This is a genomic window from Streptomyces sp. A01, assembly GCF_059026195.1.
In genome coordinates this window covers 1-16,183 of the sequence record NZ_JBWLKN010000034.1, presented here as the reverse complement: position 1 = coordinate 16,183, position 16,183 = coordinate 1, and the positions used below count along the sequence as shown (strand labels likewise).

The 16,183-nt window shown below is 70.0% G+C and carries 10 protein-coding genes; 3 read left to right on the top strand and 7 right to left on the bottom strand.

Translation table 11 applies throughout. The features are described from left to right. Positions 1-62 precede the first annotated feature (62 nt). From AC5P1B_RS31200 to AC5P1B_RS31190, 3 genes are all read right to left on the bottom strand, one after another. Positions 63-980, bottom strand: a complete 918-nt coding sequence (locus tag AC5P1B_RS31200) for a carbohydrate ABC transporter permease (RefSeq protein ID WP_493891350.1) — start codon at positions 978-980, stop codon at positions 63-65. Continuing rightward, entirely contained in the window at positions 977-1,804 is an 828-nt protein-coding gene (locus AC5P1B_RS31195; protein ID WP_493891380.1) for a carbohydrate ABC transporter permease, read from the bottom strand. The genes AC5P1B_RS31200 and AC5P1B_RS31195 overlap by 4 nt, the downstream gene beginning before the upstream one ends. Positions 1,805-2,195: 391 nt before the next feature. Further along, positions 2,196-3,542, bottom strand: coding sequence for an ABC transporter substrate-binding protein (locus AC5P1B_RS31190; protein ID WP_493891349.1), 1,347 nt, complete (start codon positions 3,540-3,542; stop codon positions 2,196-2,198). Between the two features lie 449 nt (positions 3,543-3,991). Between AC5P1B_RS31190 and AC5P1B_RS31185 the strand changes: the two genes are divergently transcribed. Genes AC5P1B_RS31185 through AC5P1B_RS31175 form a run of 3 tightly spaced genes read left to right on the top strand, consistent with a single transcriptional unit; the run spans position 3,992 to position 12,049 of the window. Beyond that, positions 3,992-9,829 carry a glycoside hydrolase family 38 N-terminal domain-containing protein gene (locus tag AC5P1B_RS31185; RefSeq protein ID WP_493891348.1) on the top strand — a complete coding sequence of 1,946 codons (5,838 nt, stop codon included), beginning with the start codon at positions 3,992-3,994 and terminating at the stop codon, positions 9,827-9,829. Then, positions 9,804-10,937 (top strand): LacI family DNA-binding transcriptional regulator, encoded by a 1,134-nt coding sequence (locus tag AC5P1B_RS31180; protein WP_493891347.1) that lies wholly within the window; start codon positions 9,804-9,806, stop codon positions 10,935-10,937. The genes AC5P1B_RS31185 and AC5P1B_RS31180 overlap by 26 nt, the downstream gene beginning before the upstream one ends. Continuing rightward, complete coding sequence (locus AC5P1B_RS31175) at positions 10,934-12,049, top strand: ROK family protein (protein WP_493891346.1); 1,116 nt, start codon at positions 10,934-10,936, stop codon at positions 12,047-12,049. The genes AC5P1B_RS31180 and AC5P1B_RS31175 overlap by 4 nt, the downstream gene beginning before the upstream one ends. A 44-nt stretch (positions 12,050-12,093) precedes the next feature. On the opposite strand, the gene AC5P1B_RS31170 is transcribed toward AC5P1B_RS31175, so the two are convergent. The 4 genes from AC5P1B_RS31170 to AC5P1B_RS31155 all read right to left on the bottom strand — a co-directional run bounded on the left by AC5P1B_RS31170 (position 12,094) and on the right by AC5P1B_RS31155 (position 15,865). After that, positions 12,094-13,149: a TAXI family TRAP transporter solute-binding subunit gene (locus tag AC5P1B_RS31170; protein ID WP_493891345.1), complete on the bottom strand. Its 1,056-nt coding sequence runs from the start codon at positions 13,147-13,149 to the stop codon at positions 12,094-12,096. Positions 13,150-13,634: 485 nt separating this feature from the next. Further along, complete coding sequence (locus AC5P1B_RS31165) at positions 13,635-14,750, bottom strand: methyltransferase domain-containing protein (protein ID WP_493891344.1); 1,116 nt, start codon at positions 14,748-14,750, stop codon at positions 13,635-13,637. 74 nt (positions 14,751-14,824) lie between these two features. Then, positions 14,825-14,977, bottom strand: a complete 153-nt coding sequence (locus AC5P1B_RS31160) for a hypothetical protein (protein ID WP_493891343.1) — start codon at positions 14,975-14,977, stop codon at positions 14,825-14,827. Between the two features lie 492 nt (positions 14,978-15,469). Further along, on the bottom strand, positions 15,470-15,865 hold the full coding sequence (locus AC5P1B_RS31155) for a hypothetical protein (protein ID WP_493891342.1): 396 nt from the start codon (positions 15,863-15,865) through the stop codon (positions 15,470-15,472). Positions 15,866-16,183: the final 318 nt, after the last annotated feature.

Genomic DNA, 16,183 nt, shown 5'->3' with positions numbered 1-16,183 from the left:
GGAGCCGCGCGCGGGGTGAACGGGGCGCGAGGGGACGACCGAGCGACGGGGCGCGGGGGGCGTCACGTTTTTATGGCCCCTTCGCCGACGCCCTTGAAGAAGTAGCGTTGCAGGGCGAAGAACAGCAGCATCATCGGCAGCAGCGCCGCCATGGCGCCCGCGGCGATGAGCCGCTGGTCGTTGGTGGTGGTGGCCCCGGCGAGTGACTTCAGGCCCAGTTGGAGGGTGTAGTTGTCGCTGTCGGTCAGCACGATCAGTGGCCACAGGAAGTCATCCCATGCGCCCATGAAGCTCGTGATGCAGACCACGGCCAGCGCGCCCTTCGCCGACGGCATGAACACCCTGGTGAACCGCTGCCACTCGTTGGCCCCGTCCAGGACTGCGGCCTCCTCGACCTCCTTCGGCACGGCGAGGAACGCCGCCCGCATGATCAGGAGGTTGAGGACCGAGACCGCGCCTGGCAGCCAGACGCCGATCAGGGTGTCGACGAGACCCATCTCCCGGACCGTGAGGAACATCGAGATCATCACGGACTCGAAGGGAAACATCAGGGTCGCCACGAGGATCGTGAACATCGTCTTGCGGCCCCGCCACCCCGCCCGGGAAAGCGCGTAGCCGCCCATTGACGCGAAGAGGCAGTTACTGGTGACCGCCAGCGCCGCGACGATCAGCGTGTTGCCGACATAGTCGAGCAGCGGGAAGGTGTCGGCCACCCGGGCGTAGTTGTCCAGTGTGGGTTGGCTGGGCAGCACCCCGCCGTAGACGTTCTCGCCGCGCCCCTTGAGGGAGGTGAGGAACTGCCAGACGATCGGTCCCAGCATGACCACGAGCATCAGGCAGAGTGTCAGGTAGCGACCGGTCAGCCCGAGGATGACGCGCTTGCGGCCCCGTCCGCGCTCGTACGTCGTGCTGGTGCGGCGCCGCTCGGCACCGTCGTCCTCACGGCTGGTATCGGTGCCTGTGGTGGACAGCGTGCTCAATTCTCGTCTCCCTTCGAGAGACGGTGCCCCAGCAGGCTGAAGATCAGCGTCAGCAGGAACAGCAGGATCGAGATGGCGGCGGCGTAGCCGGTCTCCCCGGCGAAGCCCAGGCCGACCTGGCGGATCATGAACGGCAGAGTGCGGGATTCGCCGCCCGGCCCGCCGCTCTCGCCGCCGAGTATGTAGATCTCGGTGAAGACGCGGAGCGCGGAGATGGCGGAGAGCGTGCCGACCAGCAGCATCATGGGCTTCACCGACGGCACCGTGATGTGGAAGAACCGGCGCGCGGCGCCCGCCCCGTCGATGGCAGCCGCCTCGTACAGCGACGTCGGCACGTTCCCGAGCGCGGCCAGGTAGAACACCATGTAGTAGCCGAGACCCTTCCAGATCGTGACGATCATGGCGGAGACCAGCAGCATGGTGCTGTCGGTCAGGAAGGGGACCGGTTCGGAGACCAGACGCAACTTCTGGAAGACGGTGTTGACCAGCCCGTCACTGCGCAAGATCCACTGCCACATCAGGCCGACGACGACCGCCGAGGCGATGACCGGCGTGTAGAAGGCGGAGCGGAAGAAGCCGATGCCGGGGATCTTCTTCTGTACGAGGACCGCGAGCGCCAGTGGCAGGAAGACCAGGCAGGGCACGACGACGACCGTGTAGAGCACGCTGTTGGTCAGCGCGCTCCAGAAGTCCGGATCGTCCAGCGCCCGGGTGTAGTTGTCGAAGCCGACGAACGTGCCGCCGCTGAGGATCTGGGCATCCGTGAACGACAGGATCACCGTGTTGACGAACGGCCACAGGCTGAACGTCAGCACCATGCCCATGCCGGGCAGCAGAAAGAGGTAGGGCGTCCACCAGTGGCGGTGCACCAGCCCCTGCTCCACGTTCATCGCCTTGATGCGCCGCTTGTCCGCGCGCCGTGCGGCGCGCTCGGCTCCGTGCCCCATGCCCCGTGCCCCGTCCCCCTTGGCGCCGCGCGCGCTCGGCTCCGTGCCCCGTGCTCCGTTCCCCGTGCCCCGTGCTCCAGCGGCGGCACCGGAGCCGTGCCCCGTACCGGGGCTGGAGACCGCGCCCGGCGGGTGTGTCGCGGGCCCTGCTGTGCTGTTCCGGCCCCGCGCGCCGTCGTCGGAGGCCGTCGCGCGCGCGTGTGCCGTGCCGGGCTGTTCCCGGCCGCCTGGCGGCGTACCGGCTTTCTGTGTCGCCATGACGGTGCCGTCACTTCTTGCGCTTCAACTGCTGCGCGAGGATCTTGTTCGCGGCCTTCTGGGCGTTCGAGACGGCGGTCTCCGGGTCCGTGTCGCCCTTGATGCCCTTCTGCATCTCGCGCACGACGGCGTCACCTATCTGGTTGGTCCACTCCACGGGGGTGTTGGCGTCGAGCTGGGCCTCGCGCAGCTCCTCGGAGCCGATGACGCGCGCCGTGGTCTCGGGGTCCTTGCCGTCGCCCTTGTCGGAGAAGAACGGGTCGTCCAGACCCTTGGCATTGGACGGGTAGATCGTCACCTGCTTGGAGAACTCGACCTGGTTGGGCCCGTTGGTGACCCACTTGGCGAACTCGGCGGCCGCGTCCGCGTGCTCGGTGTCCTTGCGGACGCCCAGCGACTGCGTGTAGATACCGATATGCCCGAGGGTGCCGGTGACCGCCTTCTCGACCTGGGTCTGCCGGTAGACCTTCGGTGAGTTCTCCTTGACGTCCTTGATGAAGCCGGGGGAGCCAGGGCCGAAGACGAGCTTGCTCGCCCCGTACAGCTGGTTGATGTCGTTGCTGTTGGTGAGCGACTCCTTGGGCATCGCGCCCTTCTTGTACAGGTCGCGCATGCGCTCCAGCCACATCACCGCCTTGGGCGTGTTGAACGTGAACTGGTCCTTGGCCTCGTTGAGGATCGGGACGCCCATCTTCATCCAGTCCCCGGGCAGCCGGTCCTTGGGGCTGGCGATGAAGGCGCTGTAGTCGCCGTCGGACCTCTCAGCGATCTGCTCGGCGTAGTCGAAGAACTGCTCCACCGTGGTCGGTGGCTTCTCCGGGTCGAGACCGGCCTTCTTGTACAGCGCCTTGTTGTACGTCAGGATCTCCGGCGTCACGTACCAGGGGTAGGCGTAGACGCCGCTCTTCCCCGGCAGCTTGTACTGGTCCCAGGCGCCGGGCACATACTCCTTCGCCACCTTGGGGTCGAGCTGGGCGACGTCGGCGAGCATGCCCCGGTCGGCGAGCAACTGGAAGGAGTCGGTGTTCAGGTTGACGACGTCCGGCAGTGAGCCCGCCTGAGCGTCGGCGACGAGCTTCTCGTTGTAGCCGTCGCCCGGCACGTCCTCCCACTTGACGTTCACCTTCGGGTACTTGTCCTCGAAGGCGTCGATGACGCCCTGGACGTACGACGTGAAGGTGGGCTTCAACTGGAGCGTCCGGAACGTGATGTCACCGGATACCTTGCCCGACTTCTTCGGCTCGTCCTTGTCAGCCGTGGATGAGTCCCCGCTGACGCCGCACGCGGTGGTGGACAGCAAGGCCCCCAGTGCGGCGGTGGCGATGGTGATGCGGGTCAGGCGCCTGCGAGTCGTCATGGTCGTTCCTCCTTGAGGAAACCGTGCGCGGCCGGAAAAGGCGAAGAATGGCAGGGGAAGGCAAGGAAATGGCAAGAAACCTGCCTGTCTCGGCGGGGCTTCGCGGGCCGCACTGCCGGATAGCGATGACAACGGTGTCTGGATGGCGCCCCCGCGTCAACAGGTAAGGCGTCGGGTGGCGTTCGACGAGATTGGCTATATCCCGGCAAAACGCCTGAACGGTGTGTGTGAATTGCCGTCTGGCGATCGCTCTGAGCTGGACTAATGCGCTTCAGCTCAAGTAACTGCCCAGTAGGTTGCGTTTGGGTAACGGGGTGAGCTCCTTGGGATTGTTTGACAGTCGTTCATGGGCACCGCAATGCTGGGATCGCTAAGGCGCTTTAGTGGTAGCGCGCTAAACCGCTTAACTTTGCTGCACGTCACTGCACGTCAAAGCGGGAGCGGTGGATATGGAAACGGGCGTTGCCGTTATCGCGGTCAGTACTCCTGACTGCCTGTTCACCGGCCCGGCCGACGACGCCCTCCAGGTCGTCCGGGTCGAGACGCTGCGCACCCGCCCCGTCGGTCCTTTGCGTATCCAGATCGACGGCCCCGGCGTGAGCACTCCCCAGCCCCGGCTGGTGCGCGCCGACACGGCGGCGGCCTACGCGGGCGTTGACGCCCGAGCGGACCTCGCGGCTCCGGCCGGCACGGCGGCGACGGCGGACGGAGCGGACGGGGCAGGCGGTCCGAGTAAGCCGGACGAGATCAGGGAGCCGCGCGGCGAGAGGCAAGCGGCGCATGGGGTTCCCAGCACTGAAGCGGCGTGCGGGGCGGACATGGTCAGTGGTTCCTCCGGAAAGGCTGAGGTAGCTCTGACTGCCGAGGTGCTCGGTGCCGCCGAGATGCGCGAGACGGTCGAGACGAGGGAAACAGCCGAGGAGCGTGGGCTACGGGAGACGGTTGAAGTCTCCATACGTACCCCCGGAGCCCGGCCAGGCCAACGGCTCCCCGCCACCGCCCGCGTCACCACCCTGGACGGCCGTGTCCTCGCAGAGCGCCCCTGCGAGATCGTCGCGGCCGAACCTGGCTGGACGATCCGCCTCGTACCGCACTTCCACTACGACCCGATGTGGTGGAACACCCAAGCCGCCTACACGGCGCTGTGGGACGCCCCACCACGCCCAGGTGAGCCCGAACGCGGCTGGGAGTACGTCGGCGTGCCCGCGTTCACCCTCGTGCCGCTCCATCTGCAGCAGGCGCGCGACGATCCCGGCTACCGCTTCGTCCTCTCCGAACTCGACTACCTCAAGCCCTTCTGGGACACCCACCCGGAACACCGCGCCGAGCTGCGCAGGCTGATCACCGAGGGCCGGGTGGAGATCGTCGGCGGCATGTACAACGAGCCCTCCACCAACCTCACCTCCGCCGAGACCACGGTGCGCGGCGCCGCCATCGGCCGCGCCTTTCACCACGGCGTCCTCGGCGCGAGCCCGCGCACCGCATGGCAGCTCGACGTCTTCGGCCACGACCCGTCCTTCCCCGCGCTGATGGCCGCCGCCGGACTCGACTCCGCCGTCATCGCCCGGGGGCCGCACCACCAGTGGGGCCCGATGATGGACTCGTGGGGCGCGGCGCTTCGGCCACCGACCGCCATGCAACTGCCCGCCGAGTACGAGTGGATCGGCCCCAGCGGAGCCGGGCTGCTGCTGCACTACCTCCCCGCGCACTACTCGGCGGGCTGGTTCTCCCACCAGGCGGAGACCGCCGAAGCCGCCACGGGGCAGCTCCTGGAGCTCTTCGGCCTGCTCCGGCAAGCCGCCGCGACCAAGAACGTCCTCATTCCGATGGGCACCGACTTCTCCTGGCCGCACCCCTGGGGGCTGCCCGTCCAGCGGGACTGGAACCGGCGCTACACCTGGCCCCGTATCGAACACACGGGGCCGCGCGAACACTTCGCGGCTGTGCGGAGCGAATTGGCGGCGCGCGGCGAGCGGCCCCTGCCCGTGACCCGCGAGATGGGCCCCGTCTACACCGGCAAAGACGTCACCTACGCGGATGTGAAACAGGCTCACCGGGCCGCGGAGAACCTCGTACAGCAGGCCGAGACCTTCGCCGCCCTCGCCCACGGCCTTGGCCTCATCCGCTATCCGGCGGCCGCTCTCGACAAGGCATGGCGCCACCTCGTGCACGCCGCCCACCACGACGCCGTCACCGGCACCTTCTCCGACCAGGTGTACCTCGACCTCCTCCCCACCTGGCGCGAGGCCCACGACCTCGCGGAGCGCGTACGGGACGGGGCGCTCCGCGCACTGGCCTCAGCCGCATCAGCCGACGACGGGCTGGGAGGCGACCACGGGGCCGGCGTCCAGGCCGACGCGGCCGCCCAGGGCACCGGCACCGCCAGCGCCGCCCAGGGCACAGGCAGGGCCTGGCGCCGGGGTGACGAGCTGGCCGTCACGGTGTTCAACCCGGTCTCCTGGCCCCGTACCGATCTCGTACGCGTCACCGTCGACCTCACGGCACTCAGTCTCCGCACCGCCTGCGGGGAGGACGCCGAACGGAGCGGCGAGCAGGCCGATACGGGGAGCGCCGTACGTGCCGTACGTACTGACGACGGGAGCCCCAGTCACCGCCGGCCTGGTGAACGGAGCGGCGACGGAACCCGCGAGCGGGCCGGTGAAGGGAGCGGCGAACAGCCCGGAGGGCGGTCCGGTGTGCGCCCCCGGGAGGAGGGTGGGGAGCCGTCCGGGGAGCGCGGCAGCGCAGGACGCGGTCAGCTGGGCAGCGCATGGAGCACGAGGAGCGCGTGGGGTGAGGGCGGTACGAGGCGCCTGGTGGTGCGGGATGACGTCGGGCTCTCGTACCCGGTCCATATCGAGTCCATCACCTACGACGCGAACGGAGCGCCCGTCACGGCCCATGTCGCCTTCCTCGCCCGTGAGGTCCCCGCGCTCGGCTACCGCACCTGGTGGCTGACAGAAGCCAGCCGCCCCCTTTCCGGCGGCTGGCGGGTCGTCAGGTCGACTGGGTCACCCCGGCCGGTGGGGGAGCCATCGGGGCGGCCAGGTGATGTGGAAGCCTCACCCAGCGAGCCGTACGCCATCGAGAACGGTGCCTTCCGCGTAGTCGCCGACCCGGCGAGGGGCGGTGGGCTGTGCCGCGTGACAGACCTGCGTACGGGGCGGGAGCTCCTCACGCCCGGCGAAGTCGACGACCTTGTCGTCCAGGAGGAGTACCCGGCTCACCCGTACTTCGAGGAAGGTCCCTGGCATCTGTTGCCCAAGGGCCCGGGAACGGGCTCCGCCGAGAGCCCCGCCGACTCCCTCACCGTCGAGCGTGGCCCGCTCGGCGTGCGCATCGTGGCAACGGGGCGCACGGGTCCGGTCGAGTGGACCCGGGTGACCACCCTCTGGGAGGGCCTGGACCGGATCGAACTCACGACCCAGGTCAACGGATTCGCGGGCAGCGACCAGTTGCTGCGGTTGCGCGTACCGGCGAACGTCCCCGGCGCGATGCCCGTCGCCGAGACCGCCGCCGCCACCGTCGGCAGGGGGTTCGCCTTCCCGGAGACCGATACCGGCGCGGATCACACGCGGGCTCCGTGGACCCTCGACAGCCCGTGCCTGAACTGGTTCGCCCTCTCCACCACGGCGCGGGTGTCGTTGCGCGGCCCGGATGGCAGGTGGGTGGGCGAACGCGGCCTCGGCGCGGGCGAGATCGTCCTGCCGGACGCGGGATTGCCCGGGTACGGGGCGCCTGCGGTGCCGCCCTGCCCGGCCGCGCGTACGGGCCCGGACGCGGTCACGGTGGCCGACGCCCCGGCTGCGGCGGAGCGCCCCGAGACGGCAGCCGCCTCCACGCCACCGGTCGCGCACGCCGCCCCGGGCCACGCTGACGGCTTGCGGGGCTTCGTCACCGCACTGAGCCGCTACGGCGTCACCACGACGCCGACGCGCGCCGCGGGCCCCCGCTGGGGAGACCTCGCCGTCGACAGCAGCCTGCCCGACTTCCGCGTCGCGCTGGGCGGACCCGAGTGCAACGCGTTCACGGCCGCTGTACTCGCCGACGCCGACCCGGCGTACACGGCCGCCGTCCGGACGGTCCAGCGGAGCCGGCCGGGCGGCCCAGGCGACGGGGCGGACGCGGACGGCCCCGTCCTGGTGTGGGTCCCGGCCCGACGACAGCTGCGGGAGGTGTGGCAGCCAGGTTGCGACCTGACGGGGCCCCGCGACCTGCCGGTGGCCATCCTGGTCGCTCCCGAACGACGCCTGCCCGCCGCGCTGGCGACGCTGGCGGCGGAGACAGCCGCCTCGGGCGGTCTGCGCGCCGTCCATCCACTGCCCGGCGACGGAAGCGGGTCGCGCGAGCACGCTGAGTTCGAGGACCGTACGATCGCGCTCATGGTCCGCGGCACGCCCAGCTTCGCCATCGACACCGCCGGACGACTGCACAGCTCGCTGCTGCGGTCCTGCACGGGCCGCCCCAGTGGCGAGTGGATGGACCCCCCGCGCCGCACCGCCCCCGACGGAAGCGCCTTCCAGCTCCAGCACTGGCCACATGTCTTCGAGCACGCCCTGGTGGCCGCTGACGGGGACTGGCGCGCGGCGGACCTGGTGCGCCGGGGCCGCGAGTTCAACAACCCGCTCTCCGCTGTCTGCGCGGCCCCGCCGCTGCCTCCGCCCGCGCCGCTGCCTCCATCGACTGCACAGCCCGCGTCACCGGGGCCCGGGGCGGACGCCGTACGCAGTGGCCTGCCTCGCGGCGGCTCGCTCTTGTCCGTTGAGCCTGCCGACCGGCTGCTCGTGGAGACCGTGGCCGTGGCTGGTGCGGAGCCGGACACGCTGTCCGTACGGCTGCGGGAGACCCATGGCCGCCCGGTCCACGGCGCGCTGCGCGCCGAGCTGAACGCGGGCGCGGCAACCAGCGTGAACTTCGCGCTCGGCGGCAGCGGTTACGGCACCGCGAACCTGGAGACGGGGCAGGGGGCCTCCGCGCATGCGGCCGCCACCGCGGCCGACACCTCTGCGCGGGTCAGCGGTCCGTCGACGGGCTCCGTCCCTCCTGCTGCCGCTCCCACAGCTCCGGCGGCCACGGAGAGGGCCGCGGCTCATCCGGCGCCGCCCGCCGTCGCACCCGACGCTGAGGCTGTGCAACCGGTCTTCAGCCGCTACTGGCTCCACAACACCGGGACGGCACCACTCGGCGACGCCCCCGTCTCGCTCACCATCGCCCCCACGACGCTGCGTGCTGACGTGCCACGCGCGCGCGGAGGCGTGGTCGGCGCGGATGCCGCTACGGTCACGCTCGCCACCACCGTGACCGTCTGCTCCAACATCAGCCCGGCTCCTGCCCCGTCCGGCTCCGACGGTGCCACCGGACCGCGCGCCGCAGTGGAACCCGGCACCGCCCCCTCCGTGCCCCACGGCCTCCCTGCCGCAGCCGCGGAACCTGCCGCCGACTCCGCCCGCGTCGCTGTCAGCGCCTCCGTAGCCGTCCCGGCCGCTGCCACCGCTCCCGCGCCCGGCGCCGTCGCCGACGTCACCGTGCAGGCCCCACCCGGCTGGACCGCCTCGTGGACGCGTCGGCGGATCGTCATCGCCCGTGGCGGCCACCAGCGTCTGCCACTCGTGCTCAGTGTTCCGACGGAGGCGTCCCCCGGTGACTACCTGGTGCCCGTTGTGGCCGATCTCGGCGGCATGGCGGTGGAGGACTGCCTGAAGGTCACCGTGCCCGCCGTGGACAACGGGCGCGGGGCGGCCACGGTGCTCGTCGAGCCGCCTCCGGGCATCGAGGCGCACACGTCTGTGACGACGCTGACCGTCCACGCGGGGGAGACCGGCGAACTGCGGGTGCGCGTACGGAACACGCTGCGCGGCGCACTGCACGGAGCGGCCATCCTGGTGTCCCCGTACGGCACGTGGCCCATGCTTCCCGATGCCGTTCTGCCGGTCACCGTGCCGGGGACCGGCCAGCCCCCTCGCTCCGTGGGCGCCCCGCTCGGGGTGTCACCGGACCGGAAACCGCCGCGTTCCGAACAGGCGTCGCTGGACGACGGGGCTGTGGAGGCGGGTGAGCCGGGGGAGTCCGAGATCGCCTTCGCCGTGCAGCCGCCCGGGCACACCCCTCCCGGCTCCTACTGGGCGCTGGTCAAGGTGGTCGCTCAGGGCCACGTCGCCTATGGCCCGGCCGTGGCCATCCACATCGCACCGCCGCACACGCCGACGCGGTCCGCGCACGCGGCCGGCCCCGGCGACCCACCGTACGAGGAGAGCACGCAGCATGGCAGCGCACACCGCACAGCCTGATGACGGGGCGCGGCGCAAGCCCGCGCGCAGGCCGACCATCAAGGACATCGCGCGCCGTTCGGGGGTCTCCGAGAGTGCCGTCTCCTTCGCGCTCAACGACCGCCCCGGGGTTTCGGCGGGTACGCGCGCGCGGGTGCGCCGGGTAGCGGAGGAACTGGGCTGGCAGGCGAACAGCGCGGCCCGCGCCCTCTCCGGCGAGCGTTCCGGGAGCGCGGGACTCGTCCTCGCCCGGCCGGCGCACACACTCGGTGTCGAGTCGTTCTTCCTGCAACTCGTCTCCGGCGTTCAGGAAGTGCTCTCCGCCCGGAACGTCGCGCTGCTGTTCCAGGTCGTCGAGGACCTGGACAGCGAATGCGTGCTGTACCGCCGCTGGTGGGCCGAGCGGCGGGTGGACGGTGTGCTCGTCGTCGACCCGCGCACCGTGGACCCCCGGCCGGAACTCCTCGCAGGGCTCGGCCTCCCCGCCGTGTTCATCGGAGGCATGGAAGCCAGCCCGCACCGGGCTCAGACGCCGCCCCCCGTCTCCAACGTCTGGGCCGACGACTCCGGCGCCATGGCCTCGATCCTCGATCATCTGCACGGCCTCGGTCACCGGCGGATCGTCCACGTCGCGGGCCTGCCGGGGCTGGCACACACCGAGCGGCGCATCCTGTCGCTACGCGCCGAGGCGGCCCGGCGCGGCCTCGACCCGGAGCATGTGCGGTCGGTGCCCACCGACTACTCCGACAAGGAGGGCGCTGAGGCCACTCGCCGCATCCTGGACTCGCCGCAACCGCCCACGGCCATCGTCTACGACAACGACGTGATGGCCGTGGCCGGAGCGTCCGTCGCCGCCGAACGGTCGGTCTCGGTCCCCGGTGAACTGTCCATCGTGGCCTGGGACGACTCCGCGCTCTGCCGGGTGACCCATCCCCGGCTCACCGCTCTCGTTCGGGACACTCCCGGCTTCGGCAGACTCGCCGCGCAGGAACTGCTGGATGTCCTCGACGGAGGTCCGGTACGGAGCCTGCAAGGCGAGCTGCCGCGGCTGGAGCCACGCGAGAGCACGGCCCCACCGGGAACCCCCACCACCCCGCCCAGCCTTCTCCAGGAGACCGACCGCCCATGACCGCCGCCGAAGCCGCGACCTCGTACCGCGCCGTGCCCGCCGTGGGCGGGGCTTTCTCAGCTGCCGGGAGCCCGGCCCTGACCGTCGCCATAGACATCGGTGGCACCAAGATCGCCGGGGCGCTCGTGGACCAGCGGGGCGTGTTGCACGCCTCCGCCCGTCGCCCCACGCCGCCGGGCACCGGCCCGTCCGGTGGCCCGTCCGGCAGTGACGGGCGGAGCCCTCGCCCCGCCCCCGGACAGCCCGCGCCTCAGCCCGTCAGCACGGCCGACGCGGTGATGGCCGCCGTGGAGGAGGTCATCGGTGAACTGGCGCGAGCGCCCGGCTGGGACTGGGTGACACGGTGCGGCATCGGCAGCGCGGGGCCCGTGGACGCCTTACGCGGCACCGTCAGCCCGGTCAACATCGCCGCCTGGCGCGACTTCCCGGTGCACGCCCGTACCGAGGACGCCCTCGCGCGCCGAGGCGCGCGCGTGCCCGCCGTCCTGGTCGGCGACGGTGTGGCGATGGCGGCGGCCGAGCACTGGCTCGGGGCGGCACGGGGCCGCCGCAACGCCTTGTGCATGGTGGTCTCCACCGGCGTCGGTGGTGGGCTGGTGCTCGAAGGGCGCCTTCACCCAGGCCCCACCGGAAACGCTGGTCACATCGGTCACATCAGCGTGGAGCTGGACGGGGAGCCGTGCGCCTGCGGCTCCCGGGGCTGCGTGGAGGTCATCGCCTCGGGCACCGCCATCGCTCGCCGCGCCCTCGCCCAGGGATGGCGGCCGAGCGGTGACGACCGTACGGCGGCGCGGGTCGCCGAGTCGGCGCGCGGCGGGGACCCCGTCGCGCTGGCCGCGTTCGACCGGGCGGGCCAGGCCCTGGCCGCCGCCATCGCCGGTACCGCGACCCAGATCGAGATCGAGGTGGCCGTGATCGGCGGGGGAGTCGCAGCGGCCGGAGAGGTGCTGTTCGCTCCGTTGCGGCGCCATCTCCGTATGTACGCGGCGCTGTCGTTCGTTCAGGGCCTGGAGGTCGTACCGGCGCGGCTGGGCACCGACGCGGGGCTTGTCGGCGCCGCAGCGGCGGCGGCCCAGCTTCTCCCCGACGCGGCCCGGCCGGGCTGCGCCTGACTCGGCCGGACGCGCCGGAAACCGCGCCTGGTCTCACACAGCGGTCAGGACTTGACCGAGCGGTAGTAGCGGCGGGCGCCGTCGTGCAGCCGTAGCGGATCGGTGTAGATCGCCGTCCGCAGGTCCACGAGCTGCGCCGCGTGCACCTCGCTGCCGATCCGGTCCCTGCTGTCGATCACGGTCCGGGTGATGCCCTCGGTCAGTCCCTGATCCGTCTGGGCCGTCGTGACCAGCAGGTTCGCGACCGCGATCGTCTTGATGGCCTTGCCCTTCTGGACCGCCGGATACGCGTCGGCGGGAAGTACCGCGGCACGGTAGTAGCGGCGGGCGCCACCCAGCTCGTGTACCCGGTCCACCAGGTCGCCGAGCTGGACGAGCTGGATCGGGAACTGCTCGGCCAACTGCGACACGGCAGCGGTCGGCACCCCTCCCGACCAGAAGAAGGCGTCGATCTTCCCCTCGCGCAGCATGGTGGTCATCTTGTTGATCCCCACCGGCACCGTGGTGAGGTCCTTGGCGGGGTCGAGTCCGGCCGCCGTCAGAAGACGGCCCGCTATGAGGCTGACCCCGGACCCCGGCTGGCCGATGGCGACCCGCTTGCCCTTCAGGTCGGACGCGCTGCGCACCTTCGAACCGGCGGGGACGACGAGCTGCATGTAGTCGTCGTAGAGCCGCGCACAGGCACGCAGCCGGTCCGCCCCCGTGCCGCCCTCGTCGCGATAGGTGGCGACCGCGTCGGCGGTGGCGATGGTGAAGGACGCCTCACCGTTGATCAGGCGCCGGATGTTCTGCACCGAACCCTGGCTCGGCCACAGCCGGACCTTCACCTGCGGCAGGTCCTTGCGGAGATGCTGCTTGAGGAGTTCGCCGTAGCGGGCGTACACCCCCGTGCGGACGCCCGTCGTGACCGTCACGCTGCCACGGGGCGCCGCCCCGTCGTCGAAGGGGAGTAGCCACCACGCCAGCAGCCCGAGCGCGACCACCGCCGTCACCGCCACCCGCCACAGGCGGCGGGCACGGCTGGTGCCAGGGCTGGCGGCAAGGCCGGTGGCACGCAGTACGGGCCATGTCTCCAGCCGCGCGGTCAGTCTCTTGAGCATGGTCGGGATACTGCCAGTACCGGAGCTGAGAAGGGAGGGGCGGAGCACGGAGCGAAGCACGTACCCTGGTCGATTGAGATGAGTGCGAAGACATACGAGGTGCGCACCTACGGGTGGCGGCTCTCACAAGCCCCAGGTCAACGGCTAACCTAGTGCTTCTAGCGGCCCTACCTGCAACGTCGCAGAACGCCCCGCCCAGCCCTTGGGGCGTTTGTGCGCGTGAGGCTCCAAGGGACCGAGTTCCATGCCGGGCGTCCGTGCTCAGCCACTCCTGGAGATCTCCAGCGCAGCTAAGACAACACGGCCCCCCTCTCCGACGGCTTGACGGAGAGGGGGGCCGCAGACGTGAGCCTACGCGGGCTGTGCGGGCCCGCAGGCTGAGACAGGGACATTGATGATGTTGCTGCCTCAGCGTCTGATGCACAGTTCCTGGAGGGTCAGGCGGCTACCTCCGCCGCAGTGGGCACGGCAGGTGCCCAGTCCGGCTACCGAGCCACCACGGGGTTGCCGGGTGAGTCCAGCCACGCGCGCTCGCCGTCAGCGTCGACGGTCAACCCGAAGCGGCTGAAGCCGGGGCGCTCTTGCTCCACCCACCATCTGTACGCGGCTTCTACTTCGTCCCAGAGACGTCGGGGACCCGACTGATACACCCTGGCTTCCTCACGGTCATCGCGGAAGACGACGACCGCCCATGACTTGTCCGAGAGTCCGTAGAACCACACGGCGCGCTTGCCGTCCCGTTTTCGGTCGGCAGTGTGGGCGACGGCAGGCACGCGCAAGCCCAAGGCGAATCCGATCACGTCGAAGTCTCCCGTGCCGCAGAACTCCGCCTCGGTCATCGTCGTGAACGACGTGCTGGCAGCATCCATCGCGCCCGCTGGCACGTACTCGTCATGCCGGGGCCACACGAACCGCTGAGAACGCATACGCATGAACGCCACGGGGCGCGTGAACGGTCCTGACGCACTCCGGCAGTCTTCGGCGACCACCAGGCGAGCGGTGGCTTCTCTGGGCCCGTAGTACGTCCCCCAGGGAACGAGGATCACTCCTCCGGGGCTGGACTGCTCCACCCATGCGAAGGGGACCTTTCGCATACCGCACGTGGCGATGACACGATCGTACGGTGCCCATTTCGCATGGCCGAGAAAGCCGTCTCCATGCACCACTTCTACCGGGAGCCCGAAGCGGTCCAGCGACTGCTGGGCTTCTGACGCGACGGTGCCGTCCACCTCCATGGTGACGACGTTCGCGGCTCCGAGTCGGTGCGCGAGAAGGGCGGCGTTCCATCCGGTTCCGGTGCCGATCTCCAACACGCGCTGACCCGGTTTTACGTCAAGGTCGGCCAGCATGGTGAAGACCAGGCTCGGCATGGACGACGACGAGCTGAACAACTTGCCCGGCTCGTGGCTGTCGTGCGCGCCGTCGTCCCACTGGGTGACGATGGGGTCGTCTGAGTCGGCGTACCTCTGCCACGCCTGCGGGTCCTGCTCTTTGTCGACCGCGATATTTCGGCCGGTAGCCATGTCATGCGGCCATATCAACTCTGGCAGGAAGTGGGAGCGGGGCACGTCTTCATAGGTCTTGGCCCAGTCGGGCGACATGGCATCTGCGTCCAGGAGGAGACGGCCCAACTCCTCACGAGCGGGCCGCCCCGCCTGCTCATCGGAACTCGTCACTACCGGTGGTCCCCATCGCCGGGAGGCGTCGAGCCGTCCGGGTGGGGCTCATCGGTCGGCGACCACGGCTGACCGGGGTGCCCGTCTCCTTCGCCCTCGTCCTTGCCGTGCCCGCCACCTTGTGCGACTTGGGTGATCAATCGAATGTTCACCGATTCTCCTCCTTGAGAGGCCGGGTCTTCATCCTGGTGTCAGTTGAGCCCCCAGGGAACGCGGCCTCAGCCAACTGACTCAAACGTGGGGTCGTTCCCACGCCGTTGTGCACTTGCTGACCCACCCATTGGGGTGGGGGTCTGTGGTGGTGACTGCGACCCTGACCCGATTCGGTCGCCACGGGGGGGCATGGCACCGGCGCTTGGGGCCCGGGACTGCGGCCTACCCATCCACGGGTGGTGATAGCCCAACTCGCGCAAAAGACAGACAACTTGGTCATGACCCCGCGTCCGCCGTGCCGATGCGCCCCGCTCCCAAGCCCCCGTTGTCCTGGTGAACAGCAGTCGAGCGGCCGGTAGTAGCAATGAGGGAGCCCGCGACGAGCGGCGCAGAGAAGCCCCCTCCTGGGCCTCGGCCGAGGAGGGGGCTGGTGGGCTGCAACCCTCCCACTGAAGGGGGGAGGTCTCCGCCTTGACGGCCGAGACAGAGGTTTAGAATCTGATCTTTGCCCTCTTAGCCAGTTTGGTTAGCCTTGGGTTGCTCCGCTTATGTTGGGAAGTCAGCACCCTGAGGAGTTCCTGGCTTGTGGGGTGAACTTGTGCCATCTGTGGGGCTAGATCCCAGGCACTTTCAAGGTGATCAAGGGCTCCGTCCCTGTCGCCGAGAGCAAGTTTCGACCTAGCGATGTTCATGTGCATTGGGCTTGTCCTTGTGGCGGGGAGAGACAAAGGCTTGGCGTTAACCCTAGTCAAGTCCTCCAGAACCCCGATTGCGTCAGCGTGCCTCCTCAGATCTCCGCTGGTTGCGATGACGTGGACTGCCGTGTTCTGGGGGCCGAAATGGAGCCCTCCCAGCCTGACTTTGTCCTCGCCGAACTCCTCGGACAAAGACCAGGCCCGCGCAATGTGCTGGTCCGCTGTCCTTTTTTCCCTAAGTCGGCCTGCCAGAGTGAGTCCGCGAAGGTGCAACAAGCCCAGGGCGTAAACCCGATCTTGCCCGCTCGCGGAACCAGCCTCTACCTGGCTAGTACTCCAGTCGCAGTTCGGTATCACCGCTGGTCAGGACCGGGTTTCTGAGTGTACTCGGCTGATGTGCCGTCAGGTTGCGGAAGTTCGTGACCTCTGGTGTGGCGGGCCGTTGTCTTGTCGTGCAAGATGATGTGCAGCCCGATGCCTGGTCCGCGGAACTGGAAGAGCTGCTGGTAC

Excerpts from the sequence above, each read along its gene's own strand:
- AC5P1B_RS31195 (WP_493891380.1), bottom strand. The coding sequence starts at position 1,804 with ATGGGCATGGTGCTGACGTTCAGCCTGTGGCCGTTCGTCAACACGGTG.
- AC5P1B_RS31190 (WP_493891349.1), bottom strand. The coding sequence starts at position 3,542 with ATGACGACTCGCAGGCGCCTGACCCGCATCACCATCGCCACCGCCGCA.
- AC5P1B_RS31185 (WP_493891348.1), top strand. The coding sequence starts at position 3,992 with ATGGAAACGGGCGTTGCCGTTATCGCGGTCAGTACTCCTGACTGCCTG.
- AC5P1B_RS31180 (WP_493891347.1), top strand. The coding sequence starts at position 9,804 with ATGGCAGCGCACACCGCACAGCCTGATGACGGGGCGCGGCGCAAGCCC.
- AC5P1B_RS31175 (WP_493891346.1), top strand. The coding sequence starts at position 10,934 with ATGACCGCCGCCGAAGCCGCGACCTCGTACCGCGCCGTGCCCGCCGTG.
- AC5P1B_RS31170 (WP_493891345.1), bottom strand. The coding sequence starts at position 13,149 with ATGCTCAAGAGACTGACCGCGCGGCTGGAGACATGGCCCGTACTGCGT.
- AC5P1B_RS31165 (WP_493891344.1), bottom strand. The coding sequence starts at position 14,750 with ATGTCGCCCGACTGGGCCAAGACCTATGAAGACGTGCCCCGCTCCCAC.